General features: G+C 76.2%; 14 protein-coding genes. 9 read left to right on the top strand and 5 right to left on the bottom strand.

The features are described 5' to 3' along the window. The first annotated feature begins 274 nt into the window (after positions 1-274). Positions 275-1,087 (top strand): DUF1775 domain-containing protein, encoded by an 813-nt coding sequence (locus tag IF83_RS0122025; protein ID WP_030546786.1) that lies wholly within the window; start codon positions 275-277, stop codon positions 1,085-1,087. A gap of 222 nt (positions 1,088-1,309) precedes the next feature. Here IF83_RS0122025 and IF83_RS0122030 read toward each other — a convergent pair whose 3' ends face one another. After that, entirely contained in the window at positions 1,310-2,551 is a 1,242-nt protein-coding gene (locus IF83_RS0122030; protein ID WP_030546787.1) for an FAD-dependent monooxygenase, read from the bottom strand. A 176-nt stretch (positions 2,552-2,727) separates the two neighbouring features. On the opposite strand from IF83_RS0122030, the gene IF83_RS0122035 reads away from it, so the two are divergent. After that, entirely contained in the window at positions 2,728-3,252 is a 525-nt protein-coding gene (locus tag IF83_RS0122035; RefSeq protein ID WP_030546788.1) for a MarR family winged helix-turn-helix transcriptional regulator, read from the top strand. A 78-nt stretch (positions 3,253-3,330) separates the two neighbouring features. Here the strand turns inward: IF83_RS0122035 and IF83_RS0122040 are convergent, their stop codons facing one another. Further along, positions 3,331-5,013, bottom strand: coding sequence for a CocE/NonD family hydrolase (locus IF83_RS0122040; protein WP_244177173.1), 1,683 nt, complete (start codon positions 5,011-5,013; stop codon positions 3,331-3,333). A gap of 134 nt (positions 5,014-5,147) precedes the next feature. Between IF83_RS0122040 and IF83_RS0122045 the strand changes: the two genes are divergently transcribed. Beyond that, the gene (locus IF83_RS0122045) at positions 5,148-5,909 is read left to right on the top strand and encodes a TetR/AcrR family transcriptional regulator C-terminal domain-containing protein (RefSeq protein WP_394297363.1); all 762 of its coding nucleotides are present in this window, start codon (positions 5,148-5,150) and stop codon (positions 5,907-5,909) included. A 200-nt stretch (positions 5,910-6,109) separates the two neighbouring features. On the opposite strand, the gene IF83_RS30560 is transcribed toward IF83_RS0122045, so the two are convergent. Next, positions 6,110-6,523, bottom strand: a complete 414-nt coding sequence (locus tag IF83_RS30560) for an STAS domain-containing protein (protein WP_051723114.1) — start codon at positions 6,521-6,523, stop codon at positions 6,110-6,112. Positions 6,524-6,928: 405 nt separating this feature from the next. On the opposite strand from IF83_RS30560, the gene IF83_RS0122060 reads away from it, so the two are divergent. Next, a complete protein-coding gene (locus IF83_RS0122060; protein ID WP_051723117.1) occupies positions 6,929-7,678 on the top strand; it encodes a universal stress protein in 750 nt (249 codons plus the stop codon). Between the two features lie 398 nt (positions 7,679-8,076). Here the strand turns inward: IF83_RS0122060 and dhaK are convergent, their stop codons facing one another. Further along, positions 8,077-9,069, bottom strand: coding sequence for a dihydroxyacetone kinase subunit DhaK (dhaK, locus tag IF83_RS0122065; protein ID WP_030546795.1), 993 nt, complete (start codon positions 9,067-9,069; stop codon positions 8,077-8,079). A 368-nt stretch (positions 9,070-9,437) separates the two neighbouring features. Between dhaK and IF83_RS0122070 the strand changes: the two genes are divergently transcribed. From IF83_RS0122070 to IF83_RS0122090, 4 genes are all read left to right on the top strand, one after another. Further along, positions 9,438-10,163 (top strand): hypothetical protein, encoded by a 726-nt coding sequence (locus tag IF83_RS0122070; protein ID WP_051723120.1) that lies wholly within the window; start codon positions 9,438-9,440, stop codon positions 10,161-10,163. Position 10,164: 1 nt separating this feature from the next. Continuing rightward, entirely contained in the window at positions 10,165-10,671 is a 507-nt protein-coding gene (locus tag IF83_RS0122075) for a phage holin family protein (RefSeq protein WP_078843739.1), read from the top strand. Beyond that, positions 10,638-11,357: a DUF3618 domain-containing protein gene (locus IF83_RS0122080; protein WP_030546801.1), complete on the top strand. Its 720-nt coding sequence runs from the start codon at positions 10,638-10,640 to the stop codon at positions 11,355-11,357. The genes IF83_RS0122075 and IF83_RS0122080 overlap by 34 nt, the downstream gene beginning before the upstream one ends. A gap of 629 nt (positions 11,358-11,986) precedes the next feature. Beyond that, entirely contained in the window at positions 11,987-14,197 is a 2,211-nt protein-coding gene (locus IF83_RS0122090; RefSeq protein ID WP_030546803.1) for a serine/threonine-protein kinase, read from the top strand. 421 nt (positions 14,198-14,618) lie between these two features. Here the strand turns inward: IF83_RS0122090 and IF83_RS0122095 are convergent, their stop codons facing one another. Beyond that, positions 14,619-15,110, bottom strand: a complete 492-nt coding sequence (locus IF83_RS0122095) for an MSMEG_6728 family protein (protein WP_030546805.1) — start codon at positions 15,108-15,110, stop codon at positions 14,619-14,621. Between the two features lie 112 nt (positions 15,111-15,222). Between IF83_RS0122095 and IF83_RS0122100 the strand changes: the two genes are divergently transcribed. Then, positions 15,223-16,932: a phytoene desaturase family protein gene (locus tag IF83_RS0122100; protein WP_078843741.1), complete on the top strand. Its 1,710-nt coding sequence runs from the start codon at positions 15,223-15,225 to the stop codon at positions 16,930-16,932. The last annotated feature ends 363 nt before the right edge of the window (positions 16,933-17,295 follow it).

Below are 17,295 nucleotides of genomic sequence, written 5' to 3' on the forward strand. Positions count from 1 at the left end.
GGCGCGGCCCGCGCGGCCCGTGCCGTGCGGCGGGCCGCGGGGCAGGCTCTCGCCGTACTCCTCGTCCGGTACCCGTGCCCCGCGGGGGACACCGGCCGCGCACCGGAGCCGGCGGACACCGCCGCCTCCGTCGAACCGCCCTCGCCGGCACGGGAGTTCCTGGCGAGCGCCGTGGTGCGCCGGGGGCCGCCGCACCGGGAGCACAACCGTGGTTGTCGTTTCCCCGCGCCGGCCGCCCCGACGGGCTCCGGCCGTTCACCCGAGGAGCTCCCGCATGTCCGTTCACCCGCGCACGCCGTCCGTTCACCCGCGCCCGCACGCCCTCCCGCGCCTCGCGGCGGCCGCGGCCCTCGCGCTCGGCGCCACGGTCCTGGCCGCCGGCCCCGCCCGGGCCCACGCCCACGTCACCGCCGCTGAAGCCCGGGCGCTGGCCGAGAACGTCACCCTCACCTTCACCTCGGAGGCGGAGAACCCCTCCGCCGGCTTCACGGAGCTGCGCGTCGAACTGCCGGACGGCATCGAACCCTCCGCCGTCGAGCTGAAGAAGGCCCCCAAGGGCTGGAAGCTGAAGGCCACCGACGGCGGCTACCGTGTCGCCGGGCCCGAGACCGAGGCGGGCACCGACGCCGAGTACCAGATCACCGTCCGGCAGCTCCCCGACGCCCGGAAGCTGGCCTTCAAGACCGTGGAGACCTACGGGGACGGCACGGTGGCGCGCTGGATCGAGATCTCGGACGGCGGCGACGGGCACGGCGACGGGCACGACTCCGGGCAGCCGGCCCCCGTCCTCGAACTGAAGCCGGCCGCCCCGGGGGCCGAGCCGGTCGACCCCGGGGACTCCGGTGCCGAGGACTCCGATGACCAGGCCGGGGCCGCGACGGCAGCGGCCCCCGAGCCGTCCGCCACCGTGGCGGAGGACACCGCCACGGCGGACGGCGGGGCAGAGGAGGCGGAGCGGACCGCGGCGGCCGGGGAGGACAGCGGCTCGTCCGTCCTCCCGCTGGCCGCCGGAGCCGTGGGCGTGCTCGCGCTCGGCGGCGGCGCGTGGTGGTTCCTCCGCCGCCGGAGCGCAGCGGACGCCGGCTGAGGCCGGCCGGGGGGAGCTTGCACCGCTAACCAGGCACCGGGCGGGCGGCGTGCGCGCCGGGCGTGACGACGACGGCCAGGGCGACGGGCCGTCGTGTCCGCCCGACGCGGAGCCCGCCGGTGCCGTTCCCCCCCGGCCCGCCGGCCCGGGCCCGCGCCGGGCACCGGAAGCGGGCCGGCGCGCGCGGACGGCCGCGGAGCCTCCGATGGGGCCGAGCCGAGGTCAGAGCGCCTCCGCGTAGTCGGGCAGAACCAGGAACGAGTGAGTCTCGCGCATCTCCTCGGCGTGCGACGAGGCCATCGCCCTCGCGGCTGCCGCGGGGTCGCGCAGCAGGGCGTTGCGGGCGTCCAGTTCCTCCCGCGTCGTCGGCGTCACCACTGTGCCGCCGCTGCCGGCGAGCGCCTGGTTGCGCTCCGCGAAGGACCGCATCCTGCGCTCGTACGCCGTGAAGGCGTCCGTGTGGTGGGCGTGTACGGCCAGTTCGCCGGCCAGGACGTAGGCGCCGACGAGTGAGACGCTCGACCCCTGACCGGAGAGGAACGAGGTGGCGTGTGCCGCATCCCCCGTCAGGGCGACGCGGCCGTGGGACCAGGCGGGCATGTGGATCTGGCTCACGGTGTCGAAGAAGAGGTCGTCCGCCTCCCGCACCGCCTCCAGCAGGCGCGGCAGATGCCACACCTGCTCCGGGTAGCGCGCCGCGATCAGTTCCCGCAGGCCTTCGGGGTCGCGGAGGAGGCCGGGGGGCGGGGCCTCGTGCGTGAAGGTTAAGAAGCCGTGCACGGAGGCGGCCGACTCGATGGCGTAGAGGACCGCGCTGCGTCCCGGCTCGTTCCAGATGACCGCTTCATGTGCGAGGCCGAACTCGTTCGGCAGGGTGAAGACGGCGAAGACCCGTCCGAGGTAGCGGTGGAACGGTTCCTCGGGGCCGAAGACCAGCCGGCGCGTGTTCGAGTGCAGGCCGTCCGCGCCGATCACCAGGTCGAAGGTGCGGCGCGTGCCGCTGTCGAAGACGACGTGGACGGCGTCACCGTCGTCGTCCAGCGTCGCGATCGAATCGTCGAACAGGAACTCGACCCGCTCCGGCAGCGACGCGGTGAGCGCGTCGGCCAGGTCTCCGCGGCGGATCTCGAGGTCGAGGCCCGCCTCTCCGCCGGTCACCTGTTCGGGCTGCAGGGACCCGATCGTCTCACCGGCGGCGTCCACGAAGGTGATCCGCCGGCTGTCGACGTGTGCCCGGCGCAGGCGCGGCAGCAGGCCCATGCGGTCCACGACGTCACGGGCCGTGCCGCGTATGTCGATCGCGTACCCGCCCCGGCGCACCGTGGGGGCCTTCTCGACGACGGTGACCTCGAAGCCGTACCGGTCGAGCCAGTACGCGAGCGCGGGGCCCGCGATGCTCGCTCCGGAGATCAGTACGCGCTGTGCGCGTCGGGCGGGACGGTCGGGTCGGGGCGTGTCGTTCACGCTTCTCACCTCTCCACCGGGGAGCGCCCCCGGCTCGCAAGCGGTACGCACCGCACCGCGGCAGCGGAAAGATGCGTACCTCAGGTATCTTTATGTGGCCCATACGGGCCCCTTGCCGGCGTGTGACCGGTACCACCGTAACAGATACCTAACTCAGGTATGTAAAAGGAGATGTCATGTCCCCCGAGCCCTCCGGGGAGCTCGCACCGGAGCACCGGGAATCCGCCTTCCTGGCCGTGTTTCCCCGGATCGCCCAGCTCAGCACGGCCATCACGAAGGGCCGGCTCGTCGAACGCGCGACCGACGAGGCGGGCCTGACCCGCGACCGCCCCGCGATCAGCGTGCTCATGACGCTCCGCATGGCCGGCAAGCCGTTGCGGATCGGGGAGATCGCCGACCGCATGCAGGTCGTGGGCCCGCACGTGACCCGTCAGGTCCAGATCCTGGAGAAGCGCGGACTCGTCCGCCGCGTCACCGACCCGGACGACGGCCGCGCACGCCTCATCGAAGCGACCGGACCGGGTGAGGAAGCGGCCAACCGGTACGTGACCTATCTGCTGGGCTGGTTCACCGAAGCGCTCACCGACTGGCCGCAGCGGGACCGTGACGACCTTGCCCGCCTCCTCGCACGCTTCGCCGACGACGTGACGGCGCGGCTGGCGCGGTTCGACGACGGCGAGGACCGCACGTCCGGCGCATGACGGCCGAAGCGGTCCCGGTCGTGGCCGGGCGCCGGAACCCTTCCCGCGTGCGCGAGGCGACGGCGCGCGTCGTCCGGTTCAGCGCGCCGCAGGCGCCTCCGGACCGCCTGGTTCGTCCGCCGTCCGGCCGCGGGGCCGGCGCGTTGCCTGCGGGGGCCGGACGGGCGGGGCGCCGTGGGGAAGCGTCAGGGCGGAGTCCGTGTGCAGGGTGATCCGCACGGGGGTGAAGGCCGTGGCGTCCACCGGTGACTCCCCGGTGCCGGGGCTGTGGGCGTAGCGCGGATGGGCCCCGCCGCTGATCTGCCAGCGGAGGCGGTGGCCGGCCGCGAAGCGGTGGGCGGTGTGGCCCATCTCCACGTCGGCCCGCCCGGGTGCCGGGCCGGTCGTCCGCAGCCGGCCCAGCCCGTCGCAGACGTTGACGGAACGGCCTCGCGGGTCCACGTCGCACAGGCGGGTGAAGACATCGGCGTGACCGGTGTCGGTGGAGACGCTCAGCCGCGCGGAGACCGGACCCAGGATCTCCAGGGGTTCGGTGAGCGGGGGGCCGGTGAACGTCAGCACGTCGTCCCGGGCCTCCAGGGCGCCGTTGTCGCGGGGGCCGGCGGCGGGGGAGAGCAGCGGGCCGCCGACGGACGGCGTGGGGTCGTCCGGGTCGTAGCGGAACGACGCCAGCGGGAGGGAGTCGGTGGGCGCCTGCCGGGTGAGGTGGCCCTCCGGGGTGGGGAACCACGCGGTGGCGGCCGGGGCCGGGGGCCACGCGTCGAGGTCCCGCGGGCCGCCTCCGCCGCCGACGTGCGCGCGCACCGCCGTGGGCCGCAGTCCGGAGGGGTCCGACTCCAGGTGCGCGCGCAGCCAGGCGAGGCTCTCGGCGAACACCTCGGGCCACCCCTGCTGCAGCGCGGAGGTGTGGGTCCAGGGTCCGGCCAGCAGGGCCGTCTCGCATCCGGCCCGCCGCAGTCGGCCGTACTGCTCGAAGGTCTGGCCGGCCAGCGCGTCGTGCCATCCGGTGATCAGGGCGGTCGGCACGCTCAGCCGTTCCGCCGCCCCGGCCGTCGACGCGCCCTGCCAGTACGGGTCGTCCGGCTCCGGGTGCGTCATCACCTCGTCCAGCCAAGGCACTTCGCACCCGAGGGCGGACACCTGCGCACCGCGCAGCGGCCGCGCGGTGGTGACGTCGCGCAGACGGCGCCGCAGGCGCAGTGTCGCCTTGGCGAACGGCACCATCCCCCGGTGCTGGTACGTCATGCCGGCGCCGACGGCGAGGGTGTTCTCCAGACGGAGCGCACCGTCCGCGTGGAAGAGGGCGTGGGGATCGTGCAGGCCCACCTGCACCACCATCGCCTTCAGCTCCGGCGGCGGGTCCAGGGCGAGGGCCCACTGTGTGTAGCCCAGGTAGCTGGGGCCGACCGTGCCCAGGGTGCCGTTGAACCAGGGCTGCCGCCGGAGCCAGGCCACCGCCGCCCGGCCGTCGGCGGCCTCGTTGCGCCACAGGTGGAACGCGCCGCCCGAGCCGCCGGTGCCGCGGCAGCTCTGCAGGACGACATGGAAGCCCTGTTCGGCGAAGAGCAGGCCGTACATGGGGGACCAGGGCAGACCCCTGCCGTAGGGCGAGCGCACCAGGAGGGTGGGGAAGTCGCCCTCGGCGCGCGGGAAGTAGTGATCCGTGACCAGCGGGCTGCCGTCGGCGGCCGGCACCGTGAGCCCCGGCTCCCACCCGGCGGCGTGCCGTCGGGCCGGGAGGCGGCGCCAAGTCGCCCTCATCATCCGTGCGGACGGCGGAGGCTTCGCGGAAGGCGGTGCCCAGCCGGCCGGCCTCGGGGCAGGGCTGTGGGTGCGGGGTGTCATCGTTCCCCTCCTCTATTCTCGTACGTTGTACGAGAATAGAGGATGCTTGGATGGCGTCCACAAGGGCCGCCGCGTTCGGGGAGAGGAGCACGAGGACCGTGACCCGTGACGGAGGGGCCGGCGCCACGGGCGTCGACCCCCAGCAGCTCTGGCTGAACGACCGCCCCCGCAGGGGCCGCAGACCGGCCTTCAGCCGGGAGGCCATCACCGCGGCCGCCGTCGCCCTGGCGGACGCGGAAGGGCTGGAAGCGGTCACCATGCGGAGGGTCGCCGCCCGGGTCGGAGCCGGTGTCATGTCGCTCTACAGCTACGCGCCCGACAAGGAGACCCTGTTGGAGCTGATGGTCGACCACGCGAGCGGTGAACTGCCGGTCCCGGACGCGCCCACCGGCGACTGGCGCGCCGACCTCAAGCGGATCGCCCACCGGCAGCGCGCCCTCATGCTCCGGCATCCCTGGCTGCCCGCCGCCCTCTCCACGCACCGCACCCCGGGCCCCAACACCCTGGCGTTCCTGGAACACGCCCTGGCCGCCCTGCGGCCCACCGGACTGGACGGCGCGGCGCGGCTGGAGATCTACGCCCAGCTCACGGCCTTCGTGGCCGGTCACGCCGCGCACGAGATCGCGCAGGCCGAGGCCGCGCGGTCCCCGGACCGGGCCGCGGCCGAAGCCCGCTACCTCGCCGCCGTCGCCGCGGACGGCCGCCATCCCGAACTCGCCGAGGCCCTGGCCGCCCCCGGCCGCCCCCTCGCCCCGGAGGCCACCTTCACCCGCTTCCTCAACCGCCTGGTCGACGGCCTCGACACCGGCTGACCCGGCCGTGCCGCTTCAGCGCGGCCGTCGTGCCGGTCCGGACGCCGGTTCCGGCGCCGACGCGGGCGGCGGGCGGTTCCACGGCCGCCGCGCCGCGCGTTGGCGAAGCCGGTCGACGACCCGCCGGGCCACGCCGTCGTCGCGCCGGAAGTCGTTCCCGGCCCCGATGACGACGGTCCGGCGGGAACCGCGCGGGGCGGTCATGGCGCCGTTGCGGCCTCCACCCGTGCCGCCGCCACCGGGAGGCCGGCGGGTGCCGGGGACCCGAGGGCCTCGGCCAGGCCCGCGCTGACGTCGAAGACCCGGGCGAGCCGCGTCAGGCGCATCACCCGCAGGATGTGCCCGTCGCTCGCGACCAGGCGGAGCCGGCCGCCGCGGGACAGGACGCGGTTGCGCGCGCGGCACAGCATCGCCAGCCCCCGGCAGTCCAGGAACGTCACCGCCCGCAGGTCGACCACCAGGTCGGGGGCGGGGGAGGCGGTGAGCGCGTCGAGGCGTACGGAGAGGGCCGGGGCGGTCAGGATGTCGATCTCGCCGCGCAGTTCGGCGACGGTGGTGCCGTCGATCCGCCGTACGCGCAGGCCGTCCGCCGTGCGACTCCCGGCCTCCACCATGGTCGTCCACCTGTCTCTCGGCCCGGTGTACCCCGCGTACAGCCGGTGCGTCTTCAGCAAAGAACAGCGGGCCCGCCCGGGGAAGGGCCCTATGGCCCCGGTCGTCCCGGGACGCCCGGCCCCGATGGACCGGCGCGAACCCGGGGCCGCGCGCTCCCTGCTGGGGCCGGTCAGCCCCTCCCGGACGGCGCGTGCGCGGTGCGAGAGTACGGGGAACGGGAGCGCTCCCGCGCCCGTAACCGCGGGTTCGGGGCGCAGGTCACACCGGCCGCGTCCGGTACTGACCGGGCGGTACGCACCGGTCGGCGCATGGCGGGACGGGCAGGCAGGCCGGCCGGACCACCGCCCCGCGGCCCCGGCAGCCCCGGTCCGCCGGACGTTCGCGCGCACACGGAAGGAACGGACATGACCCCGCGGCATGTAGTGGTGGGGGTGGACGACTCGCCCGCCTCCTTGCGAGCCCTCGACATGGCGGCCCGCGAGGCCGAGCACTGCGGCGCCCTTCTGGAGATCGTCCACGCCGTCCCCGCCCTGGACCGGGCCGGACCCGTGCTGGAGTCGGCCGTCAGCCGGGTGATGGAGCGTCATCCCGAACTGCCCGTGACCGGCACCCCGGTCGTCGGCGATCCCGCGCGGGCCCTGGTGCGGCGCGGCCGCAACGCCGTCCTCACCGTCGTCGGCCACCGCGGCCTCGGCGGCGCGGCCGGACTGCTGCTCGGCTCGGTCAGCCTGCGCGTGGCGGCCGGCGCCCGCGGGCCGCTGCTCGTCGTCCGCGGCAACCGGCTCCCCGACGAGCGGCGCCCCGAGCGCCGGGGGGTGCTGCTGGGCGCGGACGAGGCCACCGACGCCGAGGCCGCCGTCTACGCCTTCCGCGAGGCCGAACGGCGCGGCACCGCCCTGCGCATACGGCAGACCGGCCCGCCCGGGCCGGCCCGCTCCCGCGCCGGGCGCCGCAGGGACCACGACCGCAGACGCGGACTGCTGTGGGCCACCGGGCGGGCCGATGTGGTCGTGGTCCCCGCCCACCGCAGGCCCGGTCCCTTCGGCCCGCGGCTGAGCCCCGTCGTCCAGGCGCTGCTGCGCCGCTCCCACTGCGCGGTCATCCTGGTCCCGGTCACGGCCCCGGCCCACCGGAGCCTCGGCACGGCGGCCTGAACGGGCTCGCGGGCCGGGACCGGAGCGGGCCGCCCGGCGGCCGGCGACGACAACAGGCCGCGGCCGGTGGCGCTGTGCCCGCCACCGGCCGCCGCCGTCGCGCGTACGCTGCGTCAACCTCTCGGCCGTGAACGGGCCGATCCCTTGGGCTCGGTCGGTCACATCGGTTCACGCTCTCCTGCGCGGCCGGCTTCCGCGCCCGGCGTCACGTCCACCGCAGGGGTGTGGTGCGGGGACCGCCGGCGGGGCCCCACACCGGGACGGGCCCGGCGGCGTCCGCCCGGTCGGCGCCATCCGCTCCGCATCCCCGGCAAGCCGGTTCGTGCCTCGGAGGCGCGCGAACGGACGCGAACGGGCTACCGGACCGCCGCGCGATCCGCCCCGGCCGCGGCGCCGGCTCAGCGCCCCCAGCGCAGGCCGGGAGTCACCACCGGCGCGTCCCACAGCCGCAGCAGTTCCTCGTCCGCCCGGCAGAGCGTCACCGAACAGCCCGCCATGTCCAGCGAGGTGACGTAGTTGCCGACCAGCGTGCGGGCCACGTCCACCCGGCGCTCCCGCAGCACCCGGCTCACCTCGGCGTGGAAGCCGTAGAGCTCCAGCAGCGGCGTGGCCCCCATGCCGTTGACGAGGAGCAGCACCGGCTCCCGGGGGTCCAGGTCCTCCAGGACGGCGTCCACGGCGAAGTCGGCGATCTCCCCGGACGTCATCATGGCGCGCCGCTCCCGGCCCGGCTCGCCGTGGATGCCGATGCCCAACTCCAGCTCGCCCGGCGGCAGATCGAAGGTGGGGCCGCCCTTGGCGGGCGTGGTGCAGGCGCTGAGCGCCACCCCGAAGCTGCGCGAGGACTCGTTGACCCGCCGGGCGAGGGCCTCCACCCGCTCCAGCGGCATGCCCTCCTCGGCCGCCGCCCCGGCGATCTTCTCGACGAACAGGGTGGCCCCGGTGCCGCGCCGGCCGGCGGTGTAGAGGCTGTCGGTCACGGCCACGTCGTCGTTGACCAGGACACTGGCCACCTGGATGCCCTCGTCCTCGGCGAGCTCGGCCGCCATCTCGAAGTTGAGGACGTCCCCGGTGTAGTTCTTCACGATGAACAGCACCCCCGCGCCGCTGTCCACGGCGGCAGCGGCCCGCACCATCTGGTCCGGGACGGGGGAGGTGAACACCTCGCCCGGGCAGGCCGCGTCCAGCATCCCGTGGCCCACGAAGCCGCCGTGCAGCGGTTCGTGCCCCGAGCCGCCGCCCGAGACCAGGCCGACCTTCCCGGAGACGGGCGCCTCCCGGCGGACGATCACGCGGTTCTCGACGTCGACGGTCAGTTCGGGATGCGCGGCGGCCATCCCGCGCAGCGCGTCCGCGACCACGGTTTCCGGAACGTTGATCAGCATCTTCATGCGGGTCTCCCAGGCGGCTCGACACCGGTCGTCCCCACCAGTGTGCTGAACGGGGCCGCCACCGCGCCGGAAGTCGGCGATCCCGGTGGTTCGAGGTTGTGCTTGTGCTTGTGGTCGTGGTCGGCGGTGTGCGGTGGACGGCTCGCGGTCCGCCGCACACGTCGCCCGGACCGGCGGACTGCCGCCCGAGGCCGGAAACCCCCGGAGCCGCTGCGCGCGGTGGCCGTTCCTCACCTGTGGTGATGACCGGCCGACCGCTTCTACCTTGCGGATTTGCCGGTTTTGTCCATATGGGGCTGGTTACCCGTCGGGCTGAGAGCTGACGGGGGTCGAACGCCCTGTGGGGCGACAGGTGAAGGGAGGCACCCATGAGCGACTCGGCACGTGCCAGTCATGCGAGTGCCGGACCCGGTCGGCAGACCGGGGAGACGGCCGAACAGGAGGCCGCGGCCACGGCCGGAGAAGCCAAACACGCCGCCGGAGAGATGCGCGCCACCGCCGGACACGAGGCGAAGGCGGTCGCGGACACGGCCCGTGAACAGGCCGGTTCGGCCATCGGCGACCTGCGCGACCGCGCCCGGAGCGAGGCGGACAGCCAGGTCCGGCGCACCGCCGGCACCGTCCGCCAGTGGGCGGACGACCTGAAGGGCATGGCCGGCAACGCCCCGTCCGGCTCGCCGGCCCGGACCGTTGCCGAGAAGGTGTCGGACGGCGGATACCGCGCCGCGGACTTCCTGGAGAAGCGCGGCGCCGGTGGCATCGCCGAGGAGATCCAGTCCTTCGCGCGGCGCAAGCCGGGGGTCTTCCTCGGCACGGCCGCCGCCGCGGGACTCGCCGCCGGCCGGATCGCCAAGGACCTCAAGTCCTCGTCCTCCGGGACGGAGAGCGGGAGCGGGCAGCCCGGGGCGGACAAGCCGGGCCCGATGCTCGACCGGTCCGCCGAGGCCGGGTACCGCACCGGACCGCCCGGGGAGAGCCCCGCACCGTCCCGCTCCACCCGGCCCGAGACACGGGACCCGGGCGTCCCCGGGCGGACGGCGGCACGCGAGACCGACTGGCCGGGCCTGCCGGGCCGGCCGCCGGAGGTGGGCTGAGATGACCCTGACCACAGCACGGGGAACCGGAGCGGCCCCGGCCGCGGAACGCGACCGCGAGGACGTCCTCCGCGACCTGGAGGCCGGCACCGCCGAGCGCGCCGCACGGCGGCCCGGGGAGGCCGAGCCCTCGGTGGGCGAACTGGTCTCCCGGGTGACCGACGACTTCCGCAGGCTGCTCGGACAGGAGATCGACCTGGCCAAGGCGGAACTCAAGGCGGAGGGAGCCAAGGCGGGCCAGGCGGCCGGGATGTTCGGCGGCGCCGCGTTCGCGGGCTACATGGTGGCCCTCTTCCTCTCGCTGACCGCCGTGTTCGCCCTGGCCAACGTCATGGACCCGGCCTGGGCCGCGCTGATCGTCACCGCCCTGTGGGCGGTCGCCGGCGGTGTGCTGGCCCTGGTGGGCCGGGCCCGGTCGCGGCAGATATCCCCCGCGCCGGAGCAGACCATCGAGACCTTGAAGGAGGACGCGGAATGGGCACGTCACCCGACTCGCCCGACCGGATAAGGGCGGGCATCGAATCCACGCGCAGGGAACTGGCCCACGACGTCGACGAGCTGGCCGACCGCGCCAGCCCCCGCCGGGCCGTGGAACGGCGGCGGGAACGGATGCGGCAGGCCGTGACCGGAGCCCGGGAGCGCGTGATGGGCAGCGCCTCACACAGCAAGGAGCGCGTGATGGGCAACACCTCGCACGGCAGGGAACAGGCGCGGGAGCGGACCCGGCAGACGGCCCAGTCCGTCCAGGAGACCTCCGCCGACGCCGCCGAATCCGTCCGGAGGACCGCCGAACAGGCCGGCCACCGGGCCCGCGAGGCGCCGCACGAGGCGGCCCGCCGCACCGAGGGCAACCCGATGGCGGCCGGGGTCATCGCCTTCGGCGCCGGGATGCTGGGCGCGTCGCTGCTCCCCGACTCCGACGCCGAGAAGCGCACGGTCTCCCGGTTCGCCGAACGGACCGGCGGCGCCACCGGCCCCGTCAAGGCGGCGGCCGGAGAGTACGCCGGACGCCTGAAGGCGGGCGCGGGCGAGACTGCCCGGCACGCCGCCGAGGAGGTGGCACGCTCGGCCATGAGCGCCGCCCGGCACACCGGCGAGGAGGCCCGCGGGCAGGCCGGGCACGTCACCGGCCGGGCCCGGGAATCGGGCCGCACGGTGGCCGGCGAGGCCAAGGACCGCGGCAGCGGTTCGTAACCAGCCGACGGGCGCCCGGGCCGCCGTCCGGGCGCACCACGACACGGCGCGGGCGGGCCCGCCGGGCCCGCCCGCCGTCGTGTGCCGGCTGTCGTGCGCCCGGCGGCTGTGCCGGTCCGTCGGGTGCGGGGGGCGTACGCGTCCGCCGGCGGGTGCCGGCCGCGGACTTCCGGCGCGCGCCGCGCGCCGCGCGCCGGGTGCCGTGCCCCGTGCGCGGAGTGCTCCGGTCCGCCGCCCGTGCCCGTTCGCGCGCCGGTGCCGTCGCATGCCGGCCATGCCTCTCCTGCCGCGCCCGGGGAGCGTGAGCCGGGGGGTCCGGCCCCGTAAGGCGCCGAGTGCGGACGCCGGAACGCCGGAACGCCGGAACGCCGGGGTGGCGGGGCGGCAGAAGCGCCGGGGGCGGCCCGCCGGCCCGGGCGGCCAGGGTGCCGTGCGCCACATCGCGTGCCTCGCCGGCAGCCGGCGTCGTGCGACAATTCCCCGCACGGCGAAGGGAGTTGACTCTCGGCCACCACGGACGGTTCCGGCCTCCCGCAGCGAACCCGTACGGCGCCGTACACAGTTCACACACAGCTCGTCATACTGGAGTCCGCCGGGGAGGGCGCGAATCGACGGGGGCGGCGATCGCAGTGGAGAAGACCGGGCTGGTCCGCGGCCGCTACAGACTGCTCGAACGCATCGGGCGCGGCGGCATGGGCGAGGTGTGGCGCGCCCTGGACGAAGCGCTGGGCCGCCAGGTCGCCGTCAAGTGCCTCAAGCCGCTCGGACCCGAACACGACGAGAACTCCGCCCGCGTGCTGCGCGAGCGCTTCCGCCGCGAGGCCCGGGTGGCCGCCTCGCTCCAGCACCGCGGGATCACGGTCGTCCACGACTTCGGCGAGGACGACGGCGTGCTCCACCTCGTCATGGAACTCCTCGACGGCCGCCACCTCGGGCAGGTGCTGGAGGACAACGGCAACCACCCGCTGCCGCTCGCGGGCCTGGTGGACATCACCGAGCAGGTCGCCGCCGCCCTCGCCTACACCCACCGGCAGGGCGTGGTCCACCGCGACCTCAAGCCCGCCAACATCGTGCGGCTCGCCGACGGCACCGTGAAGATCTGCGACTTCGGCATCGCCCGGCTCGCCCGCGACATGGACCCCGCCTCCCGCCTGACCAGCGCCGGGATCACCATGGGCACCCCGCACTACATGTCGCCCGAGCAGATCTCCGGCGGCTCCGCCGACCACCGCAGCGACCTCTACTCCCTCGGCTGCGTCCTCTACGAACTGGCCACCGGCACCCCGCCGTTCGACCAGGAGGACGCCTGGTCGGTGCTCGTCGGCCACCGCGACACCGCGCCCCGCCCCCTCCGCGACCACCGGCCCGGCCTGCCCGAGCCGTTCGAGCGGCTGGTGCTCGACCTGCTCGCGAAGGACCCCGCCGACCGTCCCGCCGGCGCCGCCGAACTGGGTGACCGGCTCGCCGCCGCCCGCTACACCCACCCGGCCGGCAGCCCCGTACCGCTCACCGAGCCCCACGAGCCGCGGCTGCCGGCCTGGACCCGCGGCATGACCACCGGCTCCAAGGCCGCCGGAGCCCTCGCGCGCGCCGCCTCCGCGGACGTCTCCACCGGGCTCACCGGCCCCTGGACGGGCCACCCGGGCCCCGCCGCCACCGGCCCGCCCCCGCAGGCGCCGGGCCGGCCCGCCCCGCCGCCCGGCGCGGTCGCCGACCTCGCCCGCCGCCACGCGTCCGGGCTCGCCCTCGCCCGCCGGGGCCGCTGGGAGGAGGCCGCCGGAACGCACCGCGCCGTGGCCGCCGAACGCGAGCGGCTCCTCGGCCCCGACCACCCCGACACCCTCGCCGGCCGCTACGAGGCGGCCACCGCCCTGCTCCGCGCCGGACGCCCGGGGGAGGCCCTCGGCGAGTACGAGCGGGTCGCGGAGCTCCGGCAGCGCGCCCTCGGCCCGGACCACCCCGCGACCCTCCTCGTCCGGCAGGACCAGGCCTACGTCCTCGGGCGGCTCGGCCGGCACTTCGAGGCGCACCAGCTCTACGCCGCCGTCCTCGCCGCCCGCGAACGCACCGACGGCCCCGGCCACCCCGAGACCCTGCGCTGCCGCCACAACCTCGCCGTCACCCTGGGCCGGCTGGGCCGGGCCGCGGACTCGTACCGGACGGCCTCCGAGGTCGCCGGCGCCCGCTCCCGCATCCTGGGCCCGGACCACCCGGACACCCTGATCACCCGCTACGAGGTGGCGCACGCCCTCGGCCTGCTCGGCCGCTGGGCGGACGCGCTGCGCGTCTACCGGGAGATCGCCGCGGCCCGGCGGCGCGTCCTCGGCCCGCTCCACCCGGACACGCTCGCGGCGCGTCACGAGGAGGGCGTCAGCCTGGGCCGGCTGGGCCGCGGCGCCGAGGCCCTGGAGCTGTACCGGGAACTGGTGGGCGAACGCACCCGGGCCGGCGGCCCGGAGGACCCCGACACGCTGCGCGCCCGGCACGGCGTCGGCGTCAACCTCGGCCGGCTGGGCCGGTGGCCAGAGGCGCTGGCGGAGGCCCGCGAGGTGTGCGCCGTCCGCGAGCGGGTCCTGGGACCCGGGCATCCGGACACCCTCGCCAGCCGCCGGGAGATCGCCGTCTGCCTGGGCTGGCTGGGCCGCTGGGAGGACGCCCTCGCCGTCTACCGCCGGGTCGCCCGGGACCGGGAGAACGTCCTCGGCCCCGGCCATCCGGACTCCCTGGCCAGCCGGGGCGACGAGGCCCACTGCCTGGAGCAGCTGGGGCGGTCGGCGGAGGCTGTGGAGATCTACCGCCGCCTGGCCGGCCTCCGCGGCCGCGGCCCCGCCCCGGGCTGACGGCCGCCCGCCGGGCCGGACCGTGCCTGCCGGGAAGGCGATCTCGCGGCCTTCGGGGATCCCCGGTCCGAGGCGCGTCCTGGGTCGCGCGGTTTCCGGGCCGGGAGCGGACGGCGGGCGGCCGCGGCCGGGACGGGCCGGCGCGGCACCCGGACACTCCGCGCGGCGCCGGGCACGGCGCCGCCCCCGCCGGGACGGGTTCCCTCCGGGACGGGCGGGTCCGGCCGGTGCGGTCGTGCCCGCGCCGGGCGCGGTCCGCAACGGCGGACGGAGGGCCGCCCGCCCGTGCCGCGGACCGTGGCACGGAACCGGTGGTTCCCGCCGCCCCCTCGCCGGGCCGGCCCCCTCGGTGACGGGCGGGGTGCGGCCCGTGTGACGGCCCGGTGCCGCACGGTGCCGCCCCGGCGGGCGGGGGAGCGGCTCACTCCGGTCCGGGGCCCGTGGCCGACTCGTACCGGTCCGAGACGGGCCACACGTACGGCAGATCGTCCGGGACCCCGGGGAACAGCGGCCCGTACCGCTCCGGGTCCTTCCGCACCAGTGCCGAGCGGTGGCTCCGGTGGAAGCCGGAGTCCCCCAGCCACGGCGGGAGTTCACCGGCCGCCCCGAGCTCCTCCTGCGACCTGACGGCCGCGCGCCCCGTGGCCCGCGTCAGATCGGTGGTCAGGGTCGTCGCACAGGTGTCCCGGCGGCCGTCCTCGCACCACACGCGGACCATGTCCAGCCCGTACCGGACCAGCGCCTCCTCGTAGCCGGCCCACATCCGGACGGCCGGGTGATGCCGCCAGCCGTAGCCCGGCACGGTGAGGCCCCGCAGCACCTGGATCGTCTCGACCCGCTGCTTGCCCAGCCGGCGGGCGTCCAGCACCCGGGCGCTCTCCAGGAACCCCGGATACGGGAGGAAGGTCTGCATCCGCCACCTCACTGCGGCCGGGCCGGCACCGGGCCCGCCTGCGGCGATCCTCCCAGCCCGCACCGTGTCCCGCGACCGGTGGCAGCCGGCCCGGGGCGTGGTAACAAGAGCCATGCCCACCACACCGGACCCCACCGCACCGGACCGGAACACCCAGGAGCCCACCGCGCCCGCCGGGCCTTCCGCACCCGCCGCACCTTCTGAGCCCTCCGCCCTCTCCGGGCCGGCGACCCCGGCCCGGGGCGCGTACGACGCCGTCGTCGTCGGCGGCGGGCACAATGCCCTGGTGGCCGCCGCCTACCTCGCCCGCGCCGGGCGCAGCGTGCTGCTGCTGGAGCGGCTGGAACGGGTCGGCGGCGCGGCCGTCTCCACCCGGCCCTTCGCCGGAATGGACGCGCGCCTCTCGCGCTATTCGTACCTCGTCAGCCTGCTCCCGGAGAAGATCGTCCGGGATCTCGGGCTGGACTTCGCCGTCCGGCGCCGTTCCGTCTCCTCGTACACCCCCACCGTCCGGAACGGCCGGCACACCGGGCTGCTCGTCGGCGGCGGCACCGCCCGCACCCGCGCGTCGTTCGCCCAACTCACCGGATCCGACCGCGAGTTCGAGGCCTGGCAGCGCTTCTACGGCATGACGGGCCGACTGGCCGAACGGGTGTTCCCCACCCTCACCGAACCCCTGCCCACCCGTGACGCACTCCGGGACCGCATCGGCGACGAGACGGCCTGGCAGGCGCTGTTCGAGCAGCCGCTCGGCGTCACCATCGAGGAGAACTTCGCCGACGACCTGGTGCGCGGCATCGTCCTCACCGACGGCCTCATCGGCACCTTCGCCGATGCCCACGACCCGGGCCTGGCCCAGAACCGCTGCTTCCTCTACCACGTCATCGGCGGCGGCACCGGCGACTGGAACGTGCCCGTCGGCGGCATGGGCGCGCTCACCACCGCCCTCGCCGCGGCGGCCCGCGCGGCGGGCGCCGAACTCCGCACCGGCCACGAGGTGACCCGGCTGGAGACGGACGGCACGCGCGCCGAGGTGACGTACCGCCACGCGGACGGCACGGGCACGGTGGCGGCGCGCCACGTCCTCGTCGGCGCCTCGCCGGAGGAGCTGGCCGGGCTGCTCGGCGAGGAGCCGCCCCCGGACGGACGCGCGGAGGGCTGCCAGCTCAAGGTCAACATGCTGCTGCGCCGGCTGCCCCGGCTGCGGGACCCCGGGGCCGACCCGCGCGAGGCGTTCGCCGGAACCTTCCACATCGCCGAAGGCTACGGCCAACTGGCCGACGCCCACCGGCAGGCGGCGGCGGGCGAGATCCCCGGGGCACCGCCCAGCGAGATCTACTGCCACTCGCTGACGGACCCCTCGATCCTCGGCCCGGAGCAGGCGGCGAGCGGCCACCACACCCTCACCCTCTTCGGCCTGCACACCCCGGCCCGCCTCTTCGAGAGCGACCCCGCGGAGCCCGTCGGCGCGGACGGGACCGAGGCCGGGGAATCCGTGCGGGACCGCCTGCTCCGGGCCACCCTCGCCCAACTCGACTCCCACCTCGCCGAGCCGCTCGCCGACTGCCTCGCCACGGACGCCGAGGGCAGGCCCTGCATCGAGGCGAAGACCCCGCTCGACCTCGACCGCGAACTCCGGCTGCCGCGGGGCCACATCTTCCACCGCGACCTGGCCTTCCCGTACGCCACCGAGACCACCGGCCGCTGGGGCGTCGAGACCCGGCACGCCAATGTGCTGCTGTGCGGGGCGGGCGCGGTGCGCGGCGGCGGTGTCAGCGGCATCCCCGGCCACAACGCGGCCATGGCGGCCCTGGGCCGCTGAACCGCGGTCCTCCGGCCGCCTTGTGCTGCCGCCCGTCCGGAAGCCTCTCCGGCGCGCGGACGGCGAAGGGGGCGCACGGGACCGGTCATGCCGCAAGTTGCGTGCACCCGTGCGCCGTTGACTCCTCCGGCGGCGCACGGAGGGGCACGGCCCGGTACGGCCGGGCGGAGACCCGGCGCCCGGCGCGGCCCGGAGCGGTGCGGCACGGTGCGGCGGGGCGGTCGTCCGGAATTCCGGTTCCCGCCCCGGGGGCGTCCGGCCGGGGCGCGGCCCCCTCCCGTCCCGCACCTCCGCCCCGTTCATGACGTTCAGTGTTCAACTCATCGCGTTCCGTTGGGGGTTCGGGGGGTTCACGCCCTGCAC

It is taken from the genome of Streptomyces albus subsp. albus, from assembly GCF_000719865.1.
Classification (GTDB): Bacteria; Actinomycetota; Actinomycetes; order Streptomycetales; family Streptomycetaceae; genus Streptomyces; species Streptomyces albus_E.

Bases quoted from the DNA above. Each gene is read 5' to 3' on its own strand.
- IF83_RS0122075 (WP_078843739.1), top strand. From the start codon at position 10,165: ATGACCCTGACCACAGCACGGGGAACCGGAGCGGCCCCGGCCGCGGAA.
- IF83_RS0122060 (WP_051723117.1), top strand. From the start codon at position 6,929: ATGACCCCGCGGCATGTAGTGGTGGGGGTGGACGACTCGCCCGCCTCC.
- IF83_RS0122040 (WP_244177173.1), bottom strand. From the start codon at position 5,013: ATGAGGGCGACTTGGCGCCGCCTCCCGGCCCGACGGCACGCCGCCGGG.
- IF83_RS0122025 (WP_030546786.1), top strand. From the start codon at position 275: ATGTCCGTTCACCCGCGCACGCCGTCCGTTCACCCGCGCCCGCACGCC.
- IF83_RS0122035 (WP_030546788.1), top strand. From the start codon at position 2,728: ATGTCCCCCGAGCCCTCCGGGGAGCTCGCACCGGAGCACCGGGAATCC.
- IF83_RS0122070 (WP_051723120.1), top strand. From the start codon at position 9,438: ATGAGCGACTCGGCACGTGCCAGTCATGCGAGTGCCGGACCCGGTCGG.
- IF83_RS30560 (WP_051723114.1), bottom strand. From the start codon at position 6,523: ATGGTGGAGGCCGGGAGTCGCACGGCGGACGGCCTGCGCGTACGGCGG.
- IF83_RS0122095 (WP_030546805.1), bottom strand. From the start codon at position 15,110: ATGCAGACCTTCCTCCCGTATCCGGGGTTCCTGGAGAGCGCCCGGGTG.
- dhaK (WP_030546795.1), bottom strand. From the start codon at position 9,069: ATGAAGATGCTGATCAACGTTCCGGAAACCGTGGTCGCGGACGCGCTG.
- IF83_RS0122100 (WP_078843741.1), top strand. From the start codon at position 15,223: ATGCCCACCACACCGGACCCCACCGCACCGGACCGGAACACCCAGGAG.
- IF83_RS0122045 (WP_394297363.1), top strand. From the start codon at position 5,148: ATGGCGTCCACAAGGGCCGCCGCGTTCGGGGAGAGGAGCACGAGGACC.
- IF83_RS0122080 (WP_030546801.1), top strand. From the start codon at position 10,638: ATGGGCACGTCACCCGACTCGCCCGACCGGATAAGGGCGGGCATCGAA.